The organism is Serinicoccus sp. CUA-874 (assembly GCF_001942225.1).
Classification (GTDB): domain Bacteria; phylum Actinomycetota; class Actinomycetes; order Actinomycetales; family Dermatophilaceae; genus Ornithinicoccus; species Ornithinicoccus marinus.
The window spans coordinates 156,235-177,101 of record NZ_MKJZ01000033.1; the positions used below are offsets into that span (position 1 = coordinate 156,235).

The 20,867-nt window shown below is 73.0% G+C and carries 21 protein-coding genes and 3 pseudogenes; 15 read left to right on the forward strand and 9 right to left on the reverse strand.

Going from position 1 to position 20,867, the window contains the following annotated elements; all coding sequences use genetic code 11:
* Positions 1 to 145: 145 nt before the first annotated feature.
* Genes BJF80_RS09630 through BJF80_RS17765 form a run of 4 tightly spaced genes read left to right on the forward strand, consistent with a single transcriptional unit; the run spans position 146 to position 3,139 of the window.
* Positions 146 to 1,420 (forward strand): extracellular solute-binding protein, encoded by a 1,275-nt coding sequence (locus tag BJF80_RS09630; RefSeq protein ID WP_158068367.1) that lies wholly within the window; start codon positions 146 to 148, stop codon positions 1,418 to 1,420.
* Positions 1,417 to 2,292 carry a carbohydrate ABC transporter permease gene (locus tag BJF80_RS09635; protein WP_075813183.1) on the forward strand — a complete coding sequence of 292 codons (876 nt, stop codon included), beginning with the start codon at positions 1,417 to 1,419 and terminating at the stop codon, positions 2,290 to 2,292. The genes BJF80_RS09630 and BJF80_RS09635 overlap by 4 nt, the downstream gene beginning before the upstream one ends.
* Positions 2,289 to 2,915, forward strand: coding sequence for an ABC transporter permease family protein (locus tag BJF80_RS20085; RefSeq protein WP_237767527.1), 627 nt, complete (start codon positions 2,289 to 2,291; stop codon positions 2,913 to 2,915). The genes BJF80_RS09635 and BJF80_RS20085 overlap by 4 nt, the downstream gene beginning before the upstream one ends.
* Positions 2,813 to 3,139 carry a carbohydrate ABC transporter permease gene (locus tag BJF80_RS17765; RefSeq protein WP_237767556.1) on the forward strand — a complete coding sequence of 109 codons (327 nt, stop codon included), beginning with the start codon at positions 2,813 to 2,815 and terminating at the stop codon, positions 3,137 to 3,139. The genes BJF80_RS20085 and BJF80_RS17765 overlap by 103 nt, the downstream gene beginning before the upstream one ends.
* Positions 3,140 to 3,157: 18 nt before the next feature.
* Here the strand turns inward: BJF80_RS17765 and BJF80_RS09645 are convergent, their stop codons facing one another.
* Entirely contained in the window at positions 3,158 to 3,994 is an 837-nt protein-coding gene (locus BJF80_RS09645) for a siderophore-interacting protein (RefSeq protein ID WP_075813185.1), read from the reverse strand.
* Between the two features lie 111 nt (positions 3,995 to 4,105).
* Between BJF80_RS09645 and BJF80_RS09650 the strand changes: the two genes are divergently transcribed.
* The 7 genes and pseudogenes from BJF80_RS09650 to BJF80_RS09675 all read left to right on the forward strand — a co-directional run bounded on the left by BJF80_RS09650 (position 4,106) and on the right by BJF80_RS09675 (position 10,219).
* Positions 4,106 to 5,152, forward strand: coding sequence for an iron-siderophore ABC transporter substrate-binding protein (locus BJF80_RS09650; protein ID WP_075813187.1), 1,047 nt, complete (start codon positions 4,106 to 4,108; stop codon positions 5,150 to 5,152).
* A gap of 140 nt (positions 5,153 to 5,292) precedes the next feature.
* A pseudogene (locus tag BJF80_RS09655) lies at positions 5,293 to 6,204 on the forward strand (FecCD family ABC transporter permease); the annotation flags it as partial.
* Positions 6,201 to 7,262: a FecCD family ABC transporter permease gene (locus BJF80_RS20090; protein ID WP_075813189.1), complete on the forward strand. Its 1,062-nt coding sequence runs from the start codon at positions 6,201 to 6,203 to the stop codon at positions 7,260 to 7,262. The pseudogene BJF80_RS09655 and the gene BJF80_RS20090, both read left to right, overlap by 4 nt.
* Positions 7,259 to 8,074, forward strand: a complete 816-nt coding sequence (locus BJF80_RS09665) for an ABC transporter ATP-binding protein (protein WP_083673585.1) — start codon at positions 7,259 to 7,261, stop codon at positions 8,072 to 8,074. The genes BJF80_RS20090 and BJF80_RS09665 overlap by 4 nt, the downstream gene beginning before the upstream one ends.
* Positions 8,075 to 8,126: 52 nt before the next feature.
* Positions 8,127 to 8,591, forward strand: coding sequence for a hypothetical protein (locus tag BJF80_RS09670; RefSeq protein ID WP_075813191.1), 465 nt, complete (start codon positions 8,127 to 8,129; stop codon positions 8,589 to 8,591).
* Between the two features lie 57 nt (positions 8,592 to 8,648).
* Positions 8,649 to 8,984 (forward strand): hypothetical protein, encoded by a 336-nt coding sequence (locus BJF80_RS20095; protein ID WP_143554065.1) that lies wholly within the window; start codon positions 8,649 to 8,651, stop codon positions 8,982 to 8,984.
* Positions 8,960 to 10,219, forward strand: a complete 1,260-nt coding sequence (locus BJF80_RS09675; RefSeq protein WP_237767558.1) for a fused MFS/spermidine synthase — start codon at positions 8,960 to 8,962, stop codon at positions 10,217 to 10,219. Before BJF80_RS20095 ends, BJF80_RS09675 begins: the two co-directional genes overlap by 25 nt.
* Positions 10,220 to 10,229: 10 nt before the next feature.
* Here BJF80_RS09675 and BJF80_RS09680 read toward each other — a convergent pair whose 3' ends face one another.
* Positions 10,230 to 12,467, reverse strand: coding sequence for an MMPL family transporter (locus tag BJF80_RS09680; RefSeq protein WP_075813193.1), 2,238 nt, complete (start codon positions 12,465 to 12,467; stop codon positions 10,230 to 10,232).
* A 94-nt stretch (positions 12,468 to 12,561) separates the two neighbouring features.
* Between BJF80_RS09680 and BJF80_RS09685 the strand changes: the two genes are divergently transcribed.
* The 3 genes from BJF80_RS09685 to moaA all read left to right on the forward strand — a co-directional run bounded on the left by BJF80_RS09685 (position 12,562) and on the right by moaA (position 14,740).
* Positions 12,562 to 13,029 carry a MarR family winged helix-turn-helix transcriptional regulator gene (locus BJF80_RS09685; RefSeq protein ID WP_083673586.1) on the forward strand — a complete coding sequence of 156 codons (468 nt, stop codon included), beginning with the start codon at positions 12,562 to 12,564 and terminating at the stop codon, positions 13,027 to 13,029.
* 152 nt (positions 13,030 to 13,181) lie between these two features.
* The gene (locus tag BJF80_RS09690; protein ID WP_075813195.1) at positions 13,182 to 13,715 is read left to right on the forward strand and encodes a MogA/MoaB family molybdenum cofactor biosynthesis protein; all 534 of its coding nucleotides are present in this window, start codon (positions 13,182 to 13,184) and stop codon (positions 13,713 to 13,715) included.
* On the forward strand, positions 13,709 to 14,740 hold the full coding sequence (gene moaA / locus BJF80_RS09695) for a GTP 3',8-cyclase MoaA (protein WP_083673587.1): 1,032 nt from the start codon (positions 13,709 to 13,711) through the stop codon (positions 14,738 to 14,740). Before BJF80_RS09690 ends, moaA begins: the two co-directional genes overlap by 7 nt.
* A gap of 51 nt (positions 14,741 to 14,791) precedes the next feature.
* On the opposite strand, the gene BJF80_RS20100 is transcribed toward moaA, so the two are convergent.
* The 6 genes and pseudogenes from BJF80_RS20100 to BJF80_RS17775 all read right to left on the reverse strand — a co-directional run.
* On the reverse strand, positions 14,792 to 15,220 hold the full coding sequence (locus BJF80_RS20100) for a GNAT family N-acetyltransferase (protein ID WP_237767528.1): 429 nt from the start codon (positions 15,218 to 15,220) through the stop codon (positions 14,792 to 14,794).
* Between the two features lie 533 nt (positions 15,221 to 15,753).
* Positions 15,754 to 16,536, reverse strand: coding sequence for a purine-cytosine permease family protein (locus BJF80_RS19295; protein WP_202817182.1), 783 nt, complete (start codon positions 16,534 to 16,536; stop codon positions 15,754 to 15,756).
* On the reverse strand, positions 16,473 to 17,555 hold the full coding sequence (locus BJF80_RS19300) for a hypothetical protein (RefSeq protein ID WP_075813199.1): 1,083 nt from the start codon (positions 17,553 to 17,555) through the stop codon (positions 16,473 to 16,475). The genes BJF80_RS19295 and BJF80_RS19300 overlap by 64 nt, the downstream gene beginning before the upstream one ends.
* 11 nt (positions 17,556 to 17,566) lie before the next feature.
* A pseudogene (locus BJF80_RS19305) lies at positions 17,567 to 18,969 on the reverse strand (ABC transporter substrate-binding protein).
* 126 nt (positions 18,970 to 19,095) lie between these two features.
* Positions 19,096 to 19,335, reverse strand: coding sequence for a MoaD/ThiS family protein (locus BJF80_RS09720; protein WP_075813201.1), 240 nt, complete (start codon positions 19,333 to 19,335; stop codon positions 19,096 to 19,098).
* A gap of 43 nt (positions 19,336 to 19,378) precedes the next feature.
* Positions 19,379 to 19,723, reverse strand: a pseudogene (locus BJF80_RS17775) (GNAT family N-acetyltransferase); the annotation flags it as partial.
* 172 nt (positions 19,724 to 19,895) lie between these two features.
* On the opposite strand from BJF80_RS17775, the gene BJF80_RS09730 reads away from it, so the two are divergent.
* Positions 19,896 to 20,261 carry a hypothetical protein gene (locus tag BJF80_RS09730; RefSeq protein ID WP_075813205.1) on the forward strand — a complete coding sequence of 122 codons (366 nt, stop codon included), beginning with the start codon at positions 19,896 to 19,898 and terminating at the stop codon, positions 20,259 to 20,261.
* Here the strand turns inward: BJF80_RS09730 and mobA are convergent.
* Positions 20,244 to 20,867: a molybdenum cofactor guanylyltransferase gene (mobA, locus tag BJF80_RS09735; RefSeq protein WP_075813207.1), complete on the reverse strand. Its 624-nt coding sequence runs from the start codon at positions 20,865 to 20,867 to the stop codon at positions 20,244 to 20,246. The two genes, BJF80_RS09730 and mobA, sit on opposite strands and share 18 nt — an antisense overlap.

Genomic DNA, 20,867 nt, shown 5'->3' on the forward strand with positions numbered 1-20,867 from the left:
GTCCGTGACCTGGGCATATCGTGACGCTGCCCCGCTCCTGACCGAAGGAGCAGCACATGACCACACACGAGACCGACGGTCACCTCGCGGCTCCCATCCGCGAATGACCGGGGTCACCACCGCACCGGGGGGACGAGACCTGCGAGTGACACGCAGGACCGCCCTGCTGGGTGCGGCCGCCGCATGCCTGTCGGGCTGCCAGGGCTTCACGCTGCAGGACACCGGCGCGAACCGGCCGACCGACGTCCTCCAGCTCACGCTCTGGGCCGGACCGGAGGAGGAGGCGGCCTTCCGCTCCCTCATCCAGGGCTTCCGCGACGACACCGGCGTCGACGTGCAGCTGCAGATCGTGCCCTTCTCGCAGGCGCTGACCACGGTCGACACCGCCCTGCGCACCGGCTCGCCGCCGGACCTGTTCCGCGTGACCTACAACGACATCGGCCTCTACCGCAGCCAGGGCGTCCTCGCGAGTGTCGACCCCGGAGTCGCGGCGGAGCTGGAGGCGGTGGTCGCCGAGCAGTTCTGGGCCGCCGTCACCGACGACGAGGGCACCTTCGGTATGCCGCACCACACCGACACCTCGATGGTCCTGGTCAACACGGCCGCGGCCGAGGCGGCCGGGGTCCGCTCCATCCCGACCGACGTCGACGAGGCCTGGACCTGGGAGGAGCTGCTGGACGTCGCGCGCCGGATCGCCGACGAGGCCACCGGCGGCCGCACGGCGCTCGCGGTCAACTGGCAGCAGGCCGGGGCCTACCGCTGGCTCAACTGGGTCGACCAGGCCGGCGGGCGACTCCTCGCGGAGAGCCTCGACGACGTCACCGACGACCCGGCGGCGGTGGTCGCCGCCCTGTCGGTCACCCGCTCTTTCTTCCGCGACGGCCTCACCCCGAGCTCGGCCCTGCCGAAGAGCAGCCAGTACACCGACCAGCTCTTCGGTGCCGAGACGGTGGCGATGGCCTTCGTCGGCAGCTTCTCGCTCCCGGCGCTGGACGTCCCCTTCGACTGGGTCGCGACGCCCCTGCCCCGCCAGGACCGGGCGAGCGCCGACCTGGGCGGCAGCGCCCTGGCCGTGGTCGACGGTCCCCGGGCCGAGGCCGCCACCGCCTTCGCCGCCTACTGCATGGGCACGCAGCAGCAGGCGGACTTCGCCGGCGCGACCGGGGTGCTGCCCACCCGAGGCGACGTGGACGTGGGCTCCCTCGACTTCCCGGCATACCCGGACGCGATGCGGCAGTTCGTCGACCAGATCGAGGTCGTGCAGCCCCGGCTCGTGCAGCAGGTCACGATTCCGCAGTTCAATGCGGTCAACAGCACCCTCGTGGACCAGCTCGAGCTCGCCTTCCTCGCGGGGGCCAGATCCGACGAGGACGTCGCGCGAGATCTCCTGCGCGCCGTCGCCGGGGAGGTGCGCCGATGACCACGCGCACCCGCGACCACCTGACGTCCTACGCCCTGCTGCTGCCCGCCCTGGTGCTCTTCGGCGTCTTCCTCTTCGGCCCGCTCGTCAGCGCGATCATCACCTCCTTCACCGCCGACAGCGGGGTCGGTGACGCGGAGTGGGTGGGCCTGGGCAACTACCGCCAGATGCTCGGCGACGACGCCTTCTGGCGCGCCTCCTTCAACACCGTGCTGCTGGCTGTCGTCTCGGTGCCGCTGGCCCTCGTCCTCGGGCTCGGGATCGCCATGCTGCTCCAGGGCGAGGTGCGCGGGCGGGCGGTCTTCCGCAGCATCGTGCTGGCGCCGGTCGTCATCTCCGGGGTGGTCGTCGCGATGGCCGGCCGCTTCATCTTCGACGAGAACGTCGGCGTCGTGAACGACCTGCTGGGCGTCGTCGGTCTCGGGCCGGTCTCCTGGCAGTCCGGCGGGGGCCCCGCGATGCTCGTGGTCCTGCTCATGCTCACCTGGTCGCGCGTCGGTCTCGCCGCGATCATCTACCTCGGTGCGCTGCAGAACGTCGACCACCACCTGCACGAGGCGGCCGCGCTGGACGGGGCGGGCTGGTGGCAACGGCTGCGGCACGTGACCATCCCGCAGATCCAGCCGACGACCTTCTTCCTCACCGTCATCCTCGTCATCGAGACCTTCCAGGTCTTCGACCTGGTGTGGGTGATGACCGGTGGGGGTCCGGGGCGGGCGACCGAGCTGCTCGTCACGTATGCCTACGCCGAGGGCTTCGAGGCGCGCCAGCTCGGCTACGGCACGGCGCTGGGCGTGGTCGTCTTCGTCGTCATCCTGGCCGCCACGATCCTGTGGTGGCGGGCCCAGCGCGATGCGGAGGAGTCGGTATGAGCACCACGACGGCGGGCACCAACCCGCGTGAGCGCGCGGCACGGTCCGCGCGTCGCTGGCGCTTCCTGGCCCTGACGATCATCTCCCTGGTCTGGCTCTTCCCCCTGGTGTGGATGACGCTGACGGCGCTCTCGCCGCCGGGCAGCCTCGTCGGCGGTGGCCTCCCGGACCTCGGCGAGCTGGGCCTCACCACCGTGCGTGAGGCGGTCGCGAACTACCCCGTGACGACGTGGGCGGTGAACTCGCTGGCGATCGCGGTGGTCGCCGTGGTGCTGACGGTGGTCGTGGACCTGCTGGCCGGCTACGTCCTGGCCAAGCGGCGCTTCCCGGGCCGGGCCGTGGTCCTCATGGCGATCGTCGCCACCCTGATGATCCCCGTCCAGGTGCTGCTCATCCCGCAGTTCGAGCTCGTGGCCCAGCTCGGCTGGGTCAACTCCTACTGGGCCGTCATCATCCCGCGGTCGGCGGAGCCTTCGGCATCTTCCTCGCGCGGCAGTACCTCATGTCCATCCCGGACGAGCTGCTCGAGGCAGCACGGCTGGACGGCGCGAACCAGTGGCAGGTCTTCACCCGGGTCATCCTCCCGCTGGCCCGGCCGCTGGTGGCGGTGCTCGTCGTCATGACGTTCATGTACCGCTGGAACGAGTTCGCCTGGCCGCTCGTGGCGCTGCGCGACCCGGAGCTCTACACGCTGCCGGTCGGCCTGGCCTTCCTGCAGGGTCAGTACGCCACGGACTACCCGACCCTCATGGCCGGGGCGCTGCTGTCGATGCTGCCCATCCTGGCGCTCTTCGTGGTGGCGCAGCGGTTCTTCGTCGCGGGGCTGGCCCGCAGCGGTCTGCGGTAGGGGCCGCCGACCCGGGCCTCAGTGGCTCGTGCCGGCCTTCCAGTAGCCGCAGAAGCTGATCCGCGTCTTGGGTATGCCCGCGCGCACCCAGTGCCGGCGCAGCGCGGTGGCGAGGTCGGACTCGCCGGCGACCCAGGCATACACGTCACCGTCGGGCACGGGCACGCGCGCCATCTCCGCCTGCGCGGCGGCGCCGGGACGGTCGCCGGCCGCGCGCACCACCCAGCGCACCTCGACGCCGATCGGCTCGTCGAGCACCTGCCGGTCCGCGGCGTCCGGCACCTCGACGACCGCGGTGCCGACGGCGTCGCGCGGCGCGTGCCGCAGGATGCCCGCCAAGGCCGGCAGCGCGGACTCGTCGGCCGCGAGCAGCAGCGCCGAGCCCGGCGGCGGGTTGAAGATCGCGCCCTCGTCGATGATCGCGACCTCGTCGCCGACCGAGCAGGACTGCGCCCACAGCGAGGCCGGCCCGGCGTCCCCGGCCTCTTCGGTGCCGTGGACGACGAAGTCGACGTCGATCTCAGGGCCCTCGCCCAGCTCGCCGTGCGGGCGGTAGGCGCGGACCGTGTAGTTGCGGATGACCGGGCGCTGCGCCGCCGGGATGAGCATGTAGCGGGCATACGAGGCGGTCGTCAGCTTGTCCGGCACGTGACGGAGCGACTCGCTGCCACCGGTGGGCAGGAAGAGGCGGAACCACTGGTCGTCGCCCATCGGCCCGAAGTCGGCCAGCTCCGCCCCCCCGAGCGTGATCCGGGCGAAGGTCGGCGTCGGTCGGTGGGCGCCGCGGACCTGCAGCCGCAGCGGGCGGGCGTGCGCCGGCTTGCGGCGTGCGGCCTGCGTCTCGTTCCTCGCCATGTCGTTCTCCTCGCGGTGGGCTCCAGTGCGCGGCGGTCCGGGTACCTTCGGACACATCCAGGGACAGGATATACATTAGGTGCGCCTTACCTAACTTCACTAAGGAGCATCATGCATACGCTTCGCGTCCTGGGGACCGCCACGGCCCTGTCCGCAGCCCTGGTCCTCAGCGCCTGCGGCGACGACGCCGACACCGCCGCCGGCGACGGGACGGACTCGGAGACCTCCGCCGACGCGGCGTCGGGCGCCTTCCCGGTCACCATCGAGCACGCCTTCGGCGAGACCACCATCGAGGAGCAGCCCGAGCGCGTGGCGAGCGTCGCCTGGGCCAACCACGAGGTCCCGCTCGCCCTCGGCGTCGTGCCGGTCGGCATGAGCGAGGCCACCTGGGGCGACGACGACAAGGACGGCGTCCTGCCGTGGGTCGAGGACGCGCTCACCGAGCTCGACGCCGAGACCCCGGTGCTCTTCGACGAGACCGACGGCATCGACTTCGAGGCGGTCGCCGACACCGAGCCCGACGTCATCCTCGCCGCCTACTCCGGCCTGACGCAGGAGGAGTACGACACGCTCAGCCAGATCGCACCGGTCGTCGCCTACCCCGAGCTGGCGTGGGGCACCACCTGGCAGCAGATGGTCGAGCTCAACAGCCAGGCCCTGGGCCTCGCCGAGGAGGGCGATGCGCTGGTCGAGGAGATCGAAGGCTACGTCTCGGACACCGTCGCCGACTACCCGGCGCTCGAGGGCAAGAGCGCGATGTTCAGCTCGCACAGCACCGACGACCTCAGCCAGGTCGGCTTCTACACCACGCACGACCCGCGCGCTCTCTTCTTCGAGGAGATCGGGATGACCACGCCCGAGCTGGTCAGCGAGCGCTCCGCGGAGAGCGAGACGTTCTACGAGACGGTCAGTGCCGAGAACGCCGACCTGCTCGCGGACGTCGACGTGCTCGTCACCTACGGCGACGACGCCCTGCTCACCGAGCTGCAGGACAACGCGCTGGTCTCGGAGATCCCGGCCGTCGCCGACGGTGCCGTCGTCATGCTGGAGAACGACACCCCGCTCGCCGCGGCTGCCAACCCCTCGCCGCTCGCCATCGAGTGGGGCCTGACCGACTTCCTCGACCTGGTCTCCGCCGCCGCCGAGAAGAGCCGGTGACGGACACCCTCACCTCCGCCCCGCCGGACGCGCCTGCACGCGCAGCGCGGCGGCGGGGTGACACGAGGGCATACCGCGCCACGACGCTGCTCGTGCGCTAGGCGCCTGGTGCTCGCCGGCGTCCTGTCGGTCACCTTCGCGCCCGCGAGATCGGGTATGCCGATCTCATCGCCGCCCTCGGCGGAGCGCAGGACAACATCTCCCAAGCGGCGGTCGCCCAGCGCGTGCCGCGCACCTTCCTGGCGATGCTGGTGGGCGCTGCCCTCGGGCTGGCCGGCGCGGTGATGCAGGGCGTCACCCGCAACCCGCTCGCCGACCCCGGCATCCTCGGGGTCACCTCTGGCGCCTCGCTCGCGGTGGTCGTCGGCATCGCCTTCTTCGGCCTCAGCACCTCCGGCGGCTACATCTGGGTGGCCATCGTCGGGGCCGCGGTCGCTGCTGCTGTCGTCTACGCCATCGGCTCGATGGGCCGCGGCGGCGCCACCCCGCTCAAGCTGGCGCTGGCCGGGGCGGCCATGTCCGCGGCGTTCTCCTCCCTGGTGAGCGCCATCCTGCTGCCGCGCATCCAGGTGATGGACTCCTTCCGGTTCTGGCAGATCGGCGGCGTCGGCGGCGCGACGCCGGAGAAGATCCTCACGGCGCTGCCCTTCCTCGCCGCAGGCACGCTCATGTCCGCCGCCGTGGCGCGTGGCCTCAACTCGCTGGCGCTCGGCGACGACCTGGCAGCCGGCCTCGGCGAGCGGGTGGCGCTGACCCGGGCGCTCGCCGCCGTCGGCGCGGTCACGCTCTGCGGCGCCGCGACCGCGGTCGCCGGGCCCATCGGCTTCGTCGGGCTCGTCGTGCCGCACGCCTGCCGGCTCGTCGTCGGGACCGACCACCGGTGGCTGCTGCCGCTGTCGATGCTCGTGGGCGCGGTGCTGCTCACCCTGGCCGACGTGGTCGGCCGCGTCGTCGCCCGACCCGCGGAGGTCGACGTCGGCATCATCACCGCGCTCATCGGAGCGCCGGTCTTCATCATCATCGTGCGGCGGATGCGGGCGAGGGCGCTGTGAGCACGCGCACCGGTGACGCCACCGACGCCCGTCCGGCCCCGTCCGCGCTGCGGCTGGGTCGCCGCCGCCGTGCCGCGAGCCGGCGCCGCGCCGTCGGCCTGCTCGGGCTGCTCGTCGTCGCGCTCTTCGCCGTCAGCCTGATGGTGGGCCAGACGTTCTACGGGCCCGGCGAGGTCTGGCGGGTGGTCCTGGGCCAGGACGTGCCAGGCGCGACCTTCACCGTCGGGACGCTGCGGCTGCCGCGCGCCGTGCTGGGTCTGGTGGCCGGGGCCGCCCTGGGTATGGCCGGCGTCACCTTCCAGACCATGCTGCGCAACCCGCTGGCCTCGCCGGACATCATCGGGATCAGCGCGGGGGCCAGCGCCGCGGCGGTGATCGGGATCGTCGTGCTCCGCGTGGACGAGGCCCTCGTCTCCGTGCTGGCTATCGTGGCCGCCCTCGTGACGGCCCTGGTCATCTACCTGCTCGCCTACCGCGATGGGGTGCTCGGGACCCGGCTCATCCTCATCGGCATCGGCATCGCCGCGATGCTGGACTCGGTCGTCGCCTACGTCATCGTCCGCGCCGCGGCGTGGGACCTGCAGGTCGCGATGCGCTGGCTGACCGGCAGCCTCAACGGCGCGACCTGGGGGGTCGTGCTGCCGCTCGTCGTGGCGTCCGCGGTCCTCATGCCCGCCTTGCTCGCCCAGTCGCGGCAGCTCGACCTGCTGCAGCACGGCGACGACACCGCCAGCGCGCTGGGCGTGCGGGTGGAGCGGACCCGGCTCACCGTCATCGTCGCCGCCGTGGCCCTCATCGCCTTCGCGACCGCAGCGGCCGGCCCCATCGCCTTCGTGGCCTTCCTCGCCGGACCGATCGCCGCCCGCATCGTGGGGGCCGGTGGCTCGCTCATGGTGCCCGCCGCGCTCACCGGTGCGCTGCTCGTGCTGGCCGCCGACCTCGCCGGGCAGCACCTCTTCGGCACCCGCTACCCCGTCGGGGTCATCACCGGCGTCCTCGGGGCGCCCTACCTCGTCTACCTGCTCGTCCGCACCAACCGCGCCGGAGGTTCGCTATGACCGCCTCGCACACGCTCGTCGCCGAGCACGTCCACCTCGGCTACGGCGACCGCACCGTCGTCGACGGACTGGACCTCACCGTCCCGCCGGGGCAGATCACGACGATCGTCGGCGCCAACGCGTGCGGCAAGTCGACGCTGCTGCGCGCACTGTCCCGGCTGCTCGCGCCGAGCGAGGGTCAGGTGGTGCTCGACGGCAAGGCGGTGCACACCCAGCCGACCAAGGCGGTCGCGCGCATCATGGGGTTGCTGCCGCAGAGCCCCATCGCGCCGGAGGGCATCGCCGTCGCCGACCTCGTCGCGCGAGGCCGCAGCCCGCACCAGCGGATGCTCACACGCTGGTCGGCCGCCGACGAGCAGGCGGTCGAGGAGGCCCTGGAGCTCACCGGCACCACCGACCTCGTGGACCGCGCCGTCGACGAGCTCTCCGGCGGGCAGCGCCAGCGCGTCTGGATCGCCATGGCGCTGGCCCAGCAGACCGACATCCTGCTCCTGGACGAGCCCACGACCTACCTCGACATCTGCCACCAGATCGAGGTCCTCGACCTGCTCACCGACCTCAACCGCACCCGCGGCACGACGATCGTCATGGTGCTGCACGACCTCAACCTCGCCGCCCGGTATGCCGACCACCTCGTCGCCATGTGCGGCGGGCGGCTGCTGGCCGGCGGCACCCCCGAGGAGGTGCTCACCGCGCCGACGGTCGAGCAGGTCTTCGGCCTGCGCAGCCAGGTCGTCCCTGACCCGGTCTCCGGCAAGCCCATGGTGCTGCCCATCGGCCGCCACCACGCCGCCGCCGGCGTGCTCGGTTGACGCGACTGCCCGGTCCGGCGGCGGTGTGCGTCATACGGTGACAGACTCAGGTATGCCGTCGGTCCGCATCCGCGCTCCCCGCACCCAGCACTGGCTCTTCGTCGCCGTTCTGGCGCTGCAAGGCCTCATGTGGATCCCCCAGGCACTCGGATGGACGGACCACTCTGCCCGGTGGCGCCTCCTGGCCGTGGTCGTGGGCCTGTTGACGGTGGCGCTCCTGGTGGCGCTGCTCCGTGGGGTGGACGACATCAGCGCCAGTGCAGATGGCCTGCACCGGAGCCTCTTCCACGGCAGCGGGCACGTCGCGTGGACCGACGTCACCGAGATTCGGCCCGCCCCGGGGAACCCCGAGCGCCTCGTCATCCGTGGCGCGAGCAGCCGGACGATCTTCGAGGGTCAGATGCCCACCCAGGACGAGGTCGGGCAGCTGCATACCTGGCACCGCGCCGCTCTCGAACAGGCCCGTCCCGGCGACGCGCCCGACGAGAACGGCTCAGGCGTTCACCTGAACGACTGAGCCGGTCGCGACCGGCGAGTCGCCGGCCCTGCCCGACCGGCCCGTAGGCTCGACCGGGTGAGTCCCCGACCCCAACCGCAGGACCCCCGCGGGGACGCCACCCCGCGCGCCACCCCCCGAGCCGACACCCCGAGCGGCGCCACCCCCGCCGCCCTGGCCCCGTGGGTCGCGGCCGTCGTCACCTTCGGGTCCTCGGCGGCCGTCCTGGTCCTGGAGATCACGGCGCTGCGGCTCATCGCGCCCTACGTCGGCGTCACCCTGGAGACCAACACCGCGGTCATCGGCCTGGCGCTGGCGGCGATCGCCTTCGCGCCTGGGCCGGCGGGGCCACCGCCGACCGCACCTCGCCGCGCGGTCTCATCGGCCCGCTGCTCGTCCTCGGCGGCGCGCTGACGCTGACGATCAGCCCCGCGATCCGCTGGGTCACCGCCTTCACCCCGCCCGAGCAGTCGGCGAGCATGGCCATCCTGCTCGCGGCGGTCACCGTCTTCGCCCCCGCCGCGGTGCTCTCGGCGATCCCGCCGATGGTGGTGAAGCTGCAGCTCGGCGCGCTCACCGAGACCGGCTCGGTCGTCGGCCGCCTCTCCGCCATCGGCACCCTCGGTGCGATCGCGGCCACCTTCGTCACCGGATTCGTCCTCGTCGCGCTGCTGCGCACGAGCGTCATCCTGCTGGCCACCGGTCTGGTGCTCATGGCCGCCGGCTTCGCTCTCGTCGTCACCGCCCGGCGCGGCGGGGTCGAGCCCGGCGTCGGCACAGCTGGCGCGCTCACGGTCGCGATCGCCGGCGCCGGGCTGGGGCTCATCGCGCCGGACCCGTGCCAGGTCGAGACCCGCTACCACTGCGCCTCGGTCGTCGCCGATCCCGACCGCGAGGGCGGCCGCACCCTGGTGCTCGACACGCTGCGGCACAGCTACGTCGACCTGGACGACCCGGCATACCTCGAGTTCGCGTATGTCCGCACGCTCGCGGGCGCGCTCGACACCTGGGCGCCCGCGGACGAGCGGCTCGACGTGCTGCACGTCGGCGGCGGCGCGATGACGCTGCCGCGCTACCAGGTGGCCTACCGCGAGGCCGGGGCCAACTCGGTCGTCGAGATCGACCCGGGCGTCGTCGAGCTGGTGCGCGAGCGGCTGCCGCTGCCGGACTCCGATCGCCTCACCGTCGACGTCCAGGACGGCCGGGTCGCGGTCGCCGGGCTCGAGACCGACAGCTACGACGTCTATGTCGGCGACGCCTTCGGCGGGGTCGCCGCGCCGTGGCACCTCGCGACGGCCGAGACCTTCGCCGATGTCGACCGCGTGCTGCGGCCGGACGGGCTCGTCGCGCTCAACATCATCGATTACGAGGGCCTGGACTTCCTGGCCGCCGAGGTCGTCACCCTGCGCACGCTCTTCGAGCACGTCGCCGTCCTCACCCACGACGACCGCCCGGAACCGGGCGGCAACTTCGTCGTGCTCGCCTCGGACGCCCCGATCGACCCGGCGGCGGTCGAGGCGGCGACGGCCGAGCACGGCGGAGGTATGCGCGCGCTCACCCCGGAGCGGGTCGACGAGCTGGCGGAGGGGGCCGAGGTGCTCACCGACGACCACGCGCCGGTCGACCAGCTCTTCACCGGCCGCCCCTGAGCGCGACCGCTCAGACCGTCGCGGGCTCGGGCTCGCCCTCCCGGTGCCGGCCAGCGTGGTCGACCCGCCGCGGCCACCAGAACCGCTCGCCGAGCACCCGCACGATCGCCGGCACCAGGACCGTGCGCACCACCAGGGTGTCGAGCAGCACGCCGATGCAGATGACCACACCGATCTGCGCGAGCACGACGAGGGGCAGCACCCCGAGCACCGCGAAGACCGCGGCGAGCAGGATGCCGGCGCTGGTGATGACGCCACCGGTCGCGCCCAGCGCCCGCAGCACCCCGTCGCGGGTGCCGTGCTCGCCCGCCTCCTCCAGCGTGCGGGTGATGAGGAAGATGTTGTAGTCCACGCCCAGCGCGACGAGGAAGAGGAAGGCCAGCAACGGCATACCGGCATCGATGGCACCGAAGCCGAGGACGCCGGTGAACAGCCACCACGAGACACCCAGGGCAGCGCAGAACGTCGCCACGACCGAGGTCACGAGGATGACCGGCGCGAGCACCGAGCGCAGCAGCCCGACGAGGGTGAGCAGCACCAGCGCCAGGACCAACGGCATGACCACCAGACGGTCCCGCACGTTGCCCTCCTCCTCGTCGAGCGCGGTGGCGTCGCCGCCGGTCACGTGGGTGTCGGCATACCCCTCGACCGCGGCGCGGACCTCGCCGACCGCCGCCTGCGCCTCGTCGCTGCCCGGCTCGGCCTCGAGGACGACCTGCACCTGGCCGATGCCGTCCGCGGGGGCGACCGGGGTGACCTGGGTGACGCCGTCGACGTCCTCGACCGCGGTGGCCAGCTCGTCGACCTGCGCCTGGTCGCCCCGGGTGACGACGACGAGCGGGTCGGAGGTGCCGGCGGGGAAGGACTCGCCGAGCCGCTCGGCGGCGGTGATCGCCTCCGGGGTCTCGAGGAACTGGTCCTCCGGCGCCAGCCCGCTGCGCAGCTGGGTGAGCCCGAAGGCCATCGCCGCCAAGAGCACGAGCGTCCCGGCGATGTATGCCGCCGGCGCGGCGGCGACCGCGTCGCCGATGCGTCGCCACAGCGACCGGGAGTCCGCGAGCACCGCCTGGCCCTCGCGCGGCACCTGCGGCCAGAAGATCCAGCGACCGAAGAGGACCAGCGCACCGGGTAGCACGAGCAGGACGAAGGCCATCGCGACGAGCACCCCGACGGCGCAGGCGAGCCCGAGGCCGCGGGTGGACGGGAAGGCCGAGAGCAGCAGGCACAGCACGCCGACGACGACGGTGCTGGCGCTGGCGAGGATCGCCTCGGACGCCCGCCGCAGCGCCAGCGCCATCGCCTCGTGCCGCGAGGAGTGGGTGCGCAGCTCGTCGCGGTAGCGGCTGATGAGCAGCAGCGCGTAGTTGGTGCCGGCGCCGAAGACGAGCACCGAGAGGATGCCGATGGTCGACTCGTCCCAGGGGATGCCGACCGCCTTCAGCACGTGGGTGGCGGCGCTGGCTGCGGCCTGGTCCGCGACCCCCACGACCAGCAGCGGGACGACCCAGAGGATCGGGCTGCGGTAGGTTACGATGAGCAGCAGGGCGACCACGCCGGCGGTCACGGCGAGGAGCGTCACGTTGGCGCCGTCGAAGACCGAGGCCAGGTCGGCCTCGATCGCGGCTGGGCCGGTGACCTGGGCGGTCACCCCCTCGGGCACGCCGTCGGCGAGGTCCGCCCGGAGCGTGGAGACGACCTCGGCCGTCTCGGTGGCGGTGGGTGCGTCGAGGTCGAGCACGCTGATCGCCGCCGTGCCGTCCTCGGCGGGGATGACCGGGAACTCGCCGGTCAGGCCTGGCGGCGGGCCGCTCTCGGCACCCGCCTCCCCGCCGGGCTGGTCGCCGGCCTCGCCCTCCGCGCCCTCGGGTGCCTGACCGCCGGCCTCGCCCTCCGCGCCCTCGGGTGCCTGACCGCCGGACCCGCCCTCGGGCTGCCCCGCGCCCCCGGAGGGGGCCTGCGTCCCCTCGGGCGCGACGTCCTCCAGCAACGTCGCGAGGTCGGGCAGCGACTCCTCGATGCCCTCCTCGGCGGTGAAGAGCACGATCGCCGCCTTGCTGCCCTCGTCCGGCAGCTCGTCCAGCAGCGCCTGACCCTGGGTGCTGTCGAAACCGGCCGGCAGCGTGTCGAGCGCCGAGGCGTCGCGCTCGGCCTGGCCGACGCCACCGATGAGCGCGACCCCGAGGAGCAGGCCGACGAGGGCGACGATCCAGGACCGCCGACCGGTCAGCGTGGCGATCAGTCGGGACATGTCGGGCTTGACCTCCGGGACTAGTGTGGGCAGAGTCGTCAGGTAGATACCTAACTAAGTGAGATATTTCGTGACAGAACGTAGCACGCGGCCGGTGCCGGACGGAAGTCGCGGCCCGCAGAGCGAGTGGGTCGACGGTTGGGAGCCGGGGCCGGTCCTCGACGCCCTGCGCCGGCTCCTCGACTCCGGCCGCCGCGCCACGCCGGCCCTCGCCCGCCGGGCCGGCCTCACGCATACCGAGCTGTCCGTGCTCGAGCACGTCATGGACGAGCCGGTAGGCCCCACCGAGCTGGCGCAGCGGCTCGGCGTCACCTCCGCCGCGGCGAGCGGCATCGTCGACCGGCTGGTCGCTCGTGGGCACGTCGAGCGGCAGGCACACCCGACCGACCGCCGCCGCACCGCGGTGGTGGCGACCGAGAGCGGGCGTGAGGAGCTCATGGGACACCTCGTGCCGATGTTCGCCGAGCTCCAGCACGTCGCGCAGGGTCTCAGCGAGGACGAGCGCGACATCGTGCTGCGCTTCCTGCTCGCGGCGGACCGCGCGGTGGGTCGGCTGCTCTGAGGCTCGGCCCCTCCATGAGCAGGGGAGCGCTCGGCCACGCGCCCTGGTCCCTGCCCCGCGACACCGCGGCTGCCGTCCGGACCGGGGGGAGGCCTGCCGAGGGCGGGTCGGCCGCGCGAGCCGGCGTCGCCGGCGGCTCCTAGACTGAGGTGATGAGCGTGGACCCGCAGACCGAGCCGCTCCGCGAGGGGGCGGTCGCGATCACCGTGTCCGACCGCAGCTCCGATGGTCGGCGCGAGGACGAGTCCGGCCGCCTGCTCGTGCAGGCGCTGCGCGCGATCGGGTATGCCGTCACCGAGCCGGTCGTCGTGCCGGACGGAGTGGACAGCGTGGCCGGCGCGCTGCGCGAGGCGGTCGGGCAGGGCGCGCGCCTGGTCGTCACCACCGGCGGCACCGGGATGGGACCGCGCGACCTCACGCCCGAGGGCACCAGGCAGGTCATCACGCGGGAGAACCCCGGCCTCGCCGAGCTCATCCGCCGGGAGGGCTCCCGGCAGACGCCCTACGCCGCGGTCTCCCGCGGCGTCGTCGGTGTCGTCGACTGGCCGGCCGAGCGCGGCGTCGGGGGCACCCTCGTCGTCAACCTGCCCGGACGGCCCGCCGCGGTGACCGAGGGGATGGACATCATCAGCCCGCTGCTCGGGCACGTGCTCTCCCAGGTGAGCGGGGGCGACCACACGTGGTGACCCGTGAGCCGCTCGTCGACGGCTACGGCCGGGTCCACCGGGACCTGCGGATCTCCGTGACCGACCGGTGCTCGCTGCGCTGCACCTACTGCATGCCCGAGGACGGCGTGCCCTGGTTGCCCCGGGCGACCATGCTCAGCACCGAGGAGGTCGTCCGGCTCGCCGACGTGGCCGTCTCGATGGGGATCGAGGAGATCCGGCTCACCGGCGGCGAGCCGCTGCTGCGCCGCGACCTCGTCGACGTCGTCGCCGGGCTGGCCGCGCTGGACCCGGCACCCGAGATCAGCATGACGACCAACGCGGTCGGGCTGGCCAAGAACGCCTCGGCGCTGCGCGAGGCCGGCCTCACCCGGGTCAACGTCAGCCTGGACACGCTGCGCCGCGACGTCTTCATCGAGCTCGCGAAGCGCGACCGGCTCAAGGACACCCTCGACGGGGTGCGCGCCGCCGCGGAGGCCGGGCTGGTGCCGGTCAAGATCAACACCGTGCTCATGCGGGGGGTCAACGACGACGCCGAGGACGTCGTCGGGCTGCTGACCTTCGCGCTGGAGCACGGCTACGAGCTGCGCTTCATCGAGCAGATGCCGCTGGACGCCCAGCACGGCTGGGACCGGCGGCAGATGATCACCGGCGAGGAGATCCTCGACAAGCTGCGCACCGGCTACGACCTCACCGCGCAGCCGGACGAGACACGGGGCAGCGCCCCGGCCGAGCTCTTCGACGTGCGCCCGCTCGGCGCGGACGTGGAGACCCGGCCGCTGGGCACGGTCGGGGCCATCGCCTCGGTGACCATGCCTTTCTGCGGCAGCTGCGACCGGGTCCGGCTCACCGCGGACGGCATGATCCGCAACTGCCTCTTCGCCACCGGCGAGACCGACCTGCGCACGCCGCTGCGCGACGGTGCCTCGGACGACGAGCTCGCCGCCCTGCTGCGCTCCTCGATCACCGCCAAGCTGCCCGGGCACGGCATCAACCAGCCGACCTTCCTGCAGCCCCCGCGCCCCATGAGCGCCATCGGCGGCTGACCCCGCTCCCATCCCCGCACCACCCGGGGTCAGGTGCGTGCCGGCGCTCGCTCAGCGGCGGCAGCGGTCGCGGCGGTCGGGCAGCCGCTCGAAGCCAGCCGAGGTATACGTCGCCACCGCCCCCGTGTTCGCCGCGGTCGTCGCCACGACGGCGGCCGCGGCGCCCAGGTCTCGCAGCGCCGCCGCACCGGCGAGCGTGACAGCCCGGCCGTAACCCTGACCACGGTGGTCCGGGTGCACGCCCATCGGCTCGATCACGCCGACGCGCCCGGCACCGGTCGCCCAGACGATGATCGTCGCCGCCGGCTCGCCCCGGTCGCTCCGCAGCAGGAGGCCACGCGCCTCGCGGAAGGGCGTGCCCGCCGCGAGGGCCTCCCACCGCGAGCGCATCTCCGCCATGCCGAGCCGACCGCCGAACGCCGCCCGGTGCACCTGCGCCCAGTCGCCCGCGGTGGACGTGTCGACGGTCTCGACCGGCATACCGGGGTCCTCCACCGGCCGGTCGAGGTCGCGCCGCAGGACCGCCCAGGGCTCGTCCTCGCCCCACCCCTGCTCCCCCAGCAGTCGTGCGCGAGCGCACCGCTGGGCGTCTCGACCGCGACCCCGCCCTCGGGCAGGACCCCGTGGCCGGGGTCGGCCGCGTCGGCGACCACCTGCTCCGCGAGCGCAGGGTCACGCTGGTGGTCGGGTCGGAGGCCGACGCGCAGCAGGTCCGGCCCGTCGAGCAGGCCGACGGCCAGGATGCCGTCCCGGCTGCTCCAGACCCGCAGCGCCGCAGCCGTCGCCTCCGGTCCACGGCTCCAGAACCACCCGACGTCACCGGGGTGCAGCTGCACCGGCGCCTCCGGCACCTGCCACGAGGCCAGCACGGCCACGATCGCGCCGAGGTCGTCGACGCCGGGGGTGGCGAGGCTGATGCTCATCGGCCCATCCGACCGCCTCGGGCCGCTGCACCGCAACGGGTTTGCGCCGATGGCCGCACGCCGACCGGGCCGCGGCCCGTGGCATACCCCTCAGGCGCGCGTGCCGACCGTCTCCTTCTCGCCGTCGTCGCCGGAGCTGCCGGCGTCGGCCTCGGCCCGGGCCTTCTCGTGCGCCCGCTTCGAGACCGCCTTGCCGCGCTGCAGCTCCCAGTAGGCGCAGACGAAGTAGACGATCGTGCCGGTGATGGCGATGGTGTAGAAGGTGTTGCGCTGCGTGAGGTAGGTGTAGATGTCCGGGCTGTCGAAGAACACGATGAGCGCGTAGACGAGGATCACCGCGAGCGCGAGCATCCACACCACCCGCAGCGCCCGGCTGATCGGCGTCGTGTCCTTGACGTGACCGGGCAGCGACTCGGCCTGCTTGCGCTTGAAGTCCTGCGCCCGCTCGAGGAAGAGCTCGTGGTCTCGCTTCTCCTCGGTGTAGTCCTCCCCGGCACCCGCTTGCTTCGCGAGCGCGACGTAGAGCAGCGCCGCCACGATCCAGGCCGGCACGAAGGCGAAGTAGGGCGAGATGATCTGCGTGAGGTTGAGCACGATCCCGAGGCCGAAGGCGACCGCCCAGGCGACGATGGCCGGCGTGTTGGTGACGCCCTTGAAGCGCGCCCAGTACTCCGTCAGCCCGAAGCGCGGGAGCAGCTTGTGCTCGGCCCAGACGATGCCGCCGACCGGGGCCAGCAGCACGCCGGCCCAGGTCACGAGCGGGGCGTAGTTGCGGTAGACGAACGGGAAGCACGCGACCACCACCACGATCACGCCGACGATGAGCGTGGCCCGCGCCCGCGAGATCGAGGGGAAGACACCCTGCGTCGCCAAGCCGGCGCGGTAGAGGTTGGCGTTGGCCGTCGTCCACCCGGCGACCACGACGGTGACGTAGCCGGCCCAGCCAGAGCCACCCAGGAGACGTCGCCGGGCGAGAGGACCGTGATGCTGGTCAGCGTCAGCGCGGCGGTGGCGGCGCCCATGAGGCCGGCGGAGAACCACGCGACGTAGTGGCCGAAGAGCATGCCGGTCGAGGTCATCAGACCGTGCCAGCCCTTCTTGGCATACCGCAGCAGCGCCATGTCGATCATCCCTGCGTGCGCGAAGCTGTTGGCGGCCCACGCCAGACCCGCGACCTCGATCATCCCGATGCCCTCCTCGCCGCCGGGCGTGACCCCGGTGAAGACGGTGGCACCGGCGATGTCGACGAACTCGCCGAAGCTGCCGATCTCGGTGACGCCGGTGACCGACTCGGCCACGGCCGGCAGCAGCACCAGCCCGCCGACGGTGAACATCGTCGCCAGCCACGGCCCGCAGATCGTGGCGAACTCGGCGAGTGCGTTGAAGCCGAAGACCGCCACGAGCACCGCCACGATGCTGAAGGCCACCACGAGGATGATGAACCCGAGATGGGTGGGGTATGCCTGCTCCTGCGTCGGGATGCCGATCACCCGTTGGACGGCGGTCGCCGAGACGGTGAGCATCGCCGCCGAGATCACCGCGAAGACGATCGCGTTGGCGAGGTTGTAGATCTTGGAGATCGAGCTGCCGCCGAAGCGCAGCAGGTAGGTGTAGACGCTGAGCCCGACCTCCCGCGCGACCGGCGTCGTGACCAGCCAGAAGGTCAGGACGGCCAGGGCGTTGCCGATGAGCAGCCCGATGAGGACGTCCCAGATCCCGGCGCCGAGGATGACGAAGGTGGCGCCGAAGACGAACTCGGTGCCCGCGACGTTCTCCGCGGCGTAGAGGCCGGCGAAGTGCTTGGCCCCGTGCTTCTCGTGCTCGCCGACCGGGAGGAGCTCGGGGTCGGTGTTGGCGATCTGCTTGTCGATCTGCTCCACGCTGCGTGCCATGGCGATCTCCCTCAGTCCTGGTCCTGCTCGGCGAGCAGACGGGTCTGCTCGATCGTCTGGTCGGCGACCCACTGCGATCGTTCGAGCACCTCGTCCAGGCTCAGCTCGCCCTCGATCGCGGTGGTGTACTGCTGCCCCACGGCGTTGCCGAGGCTCTGGAAGGCGGGCACGTCGACGTACTGCATCCCGACGTAGGGCACCGGCTGGGTCGTCGGCTCCCCGATCTGGGAGGTCTGGATCGACTCCAGCGCGAGGTCGGCGAAGGGCGCGGCCTCGGTGTAGTCGGGGTTCTCGTAGAGGTCGGTGCGGTTGCCCGCGGGGACCGCGGCCCAGCCCTGCTCGTCGGCGACGAGCTGGGCATACTCCGAGGAGGTCGCCCAGGTGACGAACTCCTTGGCGAGCTCGGGCTGGTCCGAGCTGGCGGGGACCGCCAGCGCCCAGGCCCACAGCCAGTTGCTCGCGCGGCCGGACTCGGTGCCCGGCGCGAAGGCGAAGTCCACGTCGTCGGCGACGCTCGAGGCCTCGCCGTCGGTGACGAAGCTCGCGGCCGTGGTGGCGTCGACCCAGATGCCGCACTGCCCGTCCTGGAAGAGGGCGAGGTTCTCGGCATACCCGGCGTCGGCGACACCCTCGGGCGCCATCCCGGCGAGCGCGAGGTAGGTCTCGCTCGCCTGCCGCCAGGCGTCACTGTCGAGCTCGGGGCTCCACTCCTCGTCATACCACCGGGCGCCGTAGGAGTGCGCCATGGCGGTGACGACGGCGGCGTTCTCGCCCCAGCCCGGCTTGCCGCGCACGCAGCGCCGGCGGTGTCGGTCTGCTCCTCGATCGCGGTCGCCGCCGCGACGACGTCGTCCCAGGTGGGTCGTTCGGGCATCTCGGCGCCGACCTCGTCGAGCAGGTCGGTGCGGTACATCGTGAACGTCGACTCGCCGTAGAACGGCGCCGCCCGCAGGGTGCCCTCGTGGGTCAGCGCGTCGGCCACCTCGGGGATGAAGGCGCCGGCGTCGAAGCCCTCGGGCATGTCGGTGAGCGGGGTCAGCAGCTCCTGGTCGGCCCACACCTGGGCCTCGTAGGTCCCCACCGTGGCCACGTCGAAGCGGCCCGCACCGGTGCCGACGTCGGTCGTGACGGTCTCGCGGAGCTCGTTCTCCCCCTCCCGCACCCACTCGATCTCGACCTCGGGGTGCTCGGCGAGGAAGGCGTCGCTCATCTCCTGCAGCGTGTCGAGGTCGCCGTTGTCGACGACGGCGATGGTGAGCGTGTCACCGCTCGCGGACTCGTCGTCGCCCCCGCCGCACCCGGTGAGCAGGAGCAACGCCCCGGCACCGGTGAGCGCCACCGCCCTCGAGCGTGCGCCCCGTCGGGGCGTCGTCCGCGTGACCCGGACTCCTCGCATGTGTGACTCCTTCGTCATGGCACCCACCCCGTCGGGCTCGCCGCACAAACGAGCGCGGCGTCGGTGCACATATGAGAGTCCCAGTGAAACTCTCCGCCTGCGCCCTGTCAAGGGTTGACGCGGCGTCAATCAGAGGGTCGGGGCTCAGCCCCCGGCGAAGGGTGGCAGCACGTCGAGCACGGCGTCGTGCGCGAGCGGCAGATGCGGGTCGGAGACGTACTGCCCCTCGTGCAGCACCGAGCTCAGCGCGAGGACCCGCGTCAGCTCGGCGCCGTGCCGCTCCCGCAGGTCGGCGAGCAGCGCGCCCAGATCGTCGGCGTCCACCCGCTCGCTCTCGGTGCCGGCGGCCTCGGCGGCCCCGGCGAAGTACCTCACCGTCGCCATGACGCCAGTCTCGCAGACGATCGGGTATGCCGCCGCTCGCCGCTCACCCCGGCCGGGCCAGGTCCCGCACCCGACGGTTCTCCCGCAGCTCGTGCTCACCACGCCGGTCGAGCTGGGTCCCGCCGTCCTCGACCCACCCGTGCTGGTCGTAGAACTCGGCCGCCCGCTCGTTGCCGTCGAGCACCCAGAGGTGGGCACGGGTATACCCCTGGGCACGCAGGTGCTCCTCGACGGCGACCATCAGCCGGTGCCCGATCCCGGCCGACCAGAGTCGGGGGATGACGTAGAGCCCGTAGAGCTCGCCGTCCTGCGGCCGCTCCGGGTCGCGGGAGTGGCCGGCGACCGCCCAGCCGCAGACGAGACCGTCGACCTCCAGCCTGCCAGAGCGTCCCGGACGTGGTCGGCGCCACCGACCGCCGGTTGGTCAACCGAGAGCCGGTTCGTCATCTGAGAGCCTCCTCGAACAGGCTCCGATGTGACGAACCCACGCTGCAGGCCCACCAGACTTGCGCCGATGGCGCCGATCCCCAGGGCCATCGCGCCGGAGTTGGCCCACCAGCTTGACCCTCGAGCTGGGCGAGCGCCGGGGCGGGGGCGAGGACGCCGAGGAGCACGTCACCCCGGGGGGCCGGGCTGACGGCCGGCCACGCGAAGGCCGTGACCAGCACGGCGAGCAGCGCGCTGATCGCCAGGGCGATCCGCAGCACCGGGGTCACCTCGTGGCCTACCTCGAGCGCCTCCAGGACGCGGGGCGGCTGGACCCCGAGGCCGACCCCGTGGCGGTGGCGCAGGCGACCTTCGGCACGATCCCCGGCTTCGTGCTGCAGCGGCTGGTCATCGGCGACGTGTCGTCCGGCACGTGTGCCGCGGGCTGGGCCGCCCTGACCGGCGCGCCGTGGCCACCGGGGTCATCCGTCGAGGGCTGAGGACCACCGCTCCAGGTCCGCCGGGGTGTCGACGTCCCCCAGGTGCACCCCGTCGAGCTCGAGCTCCTGCCAGCGCAACGGCGCCACCAGCGAGCGCACCGAGGCCCCGGTCTCGCCGACCCCGGCCAGCCGCGCCCGCGCCGCGTCGAGCGCGGCCCGGCGGTAGACCGCGAGCAGCCACTGCACCCGCCCGTCGTGGCGCGGGCATACCGCGTCGATCTCCTCCCCCAGCCCGGCGAGCGTGTGCCGCAGCGCCGCAAGGACCTGCGCCGCGCCCGGCTGGTCGACGGCACACACGGCGACCCAGTCCGGACGCGACGGGTCACCGGCCGCAGAAGAGGATCGCTGCGACCAGGACAGGGCGTCGAGACCCGCGCCGATGCCCGCGACCGGTCCTCCCCCCGGGGGGTCCTCCACGGTGCGCCGCACGCCGTCCGGGACGGCGGTCTCCCCCACCACGACGACCCGGCCACCCAGGTCGGCCGTCAGGACGCGCTCGAGCAAGGTCCGCCCGCCCAGCTCGATCGAGGCCTTGTCCCGGCCGCCCATCCTGGTCCCGCGACCGCCGGCGAGGACGACGAGGTCGACGGGAGGCAGCGCGGGCAT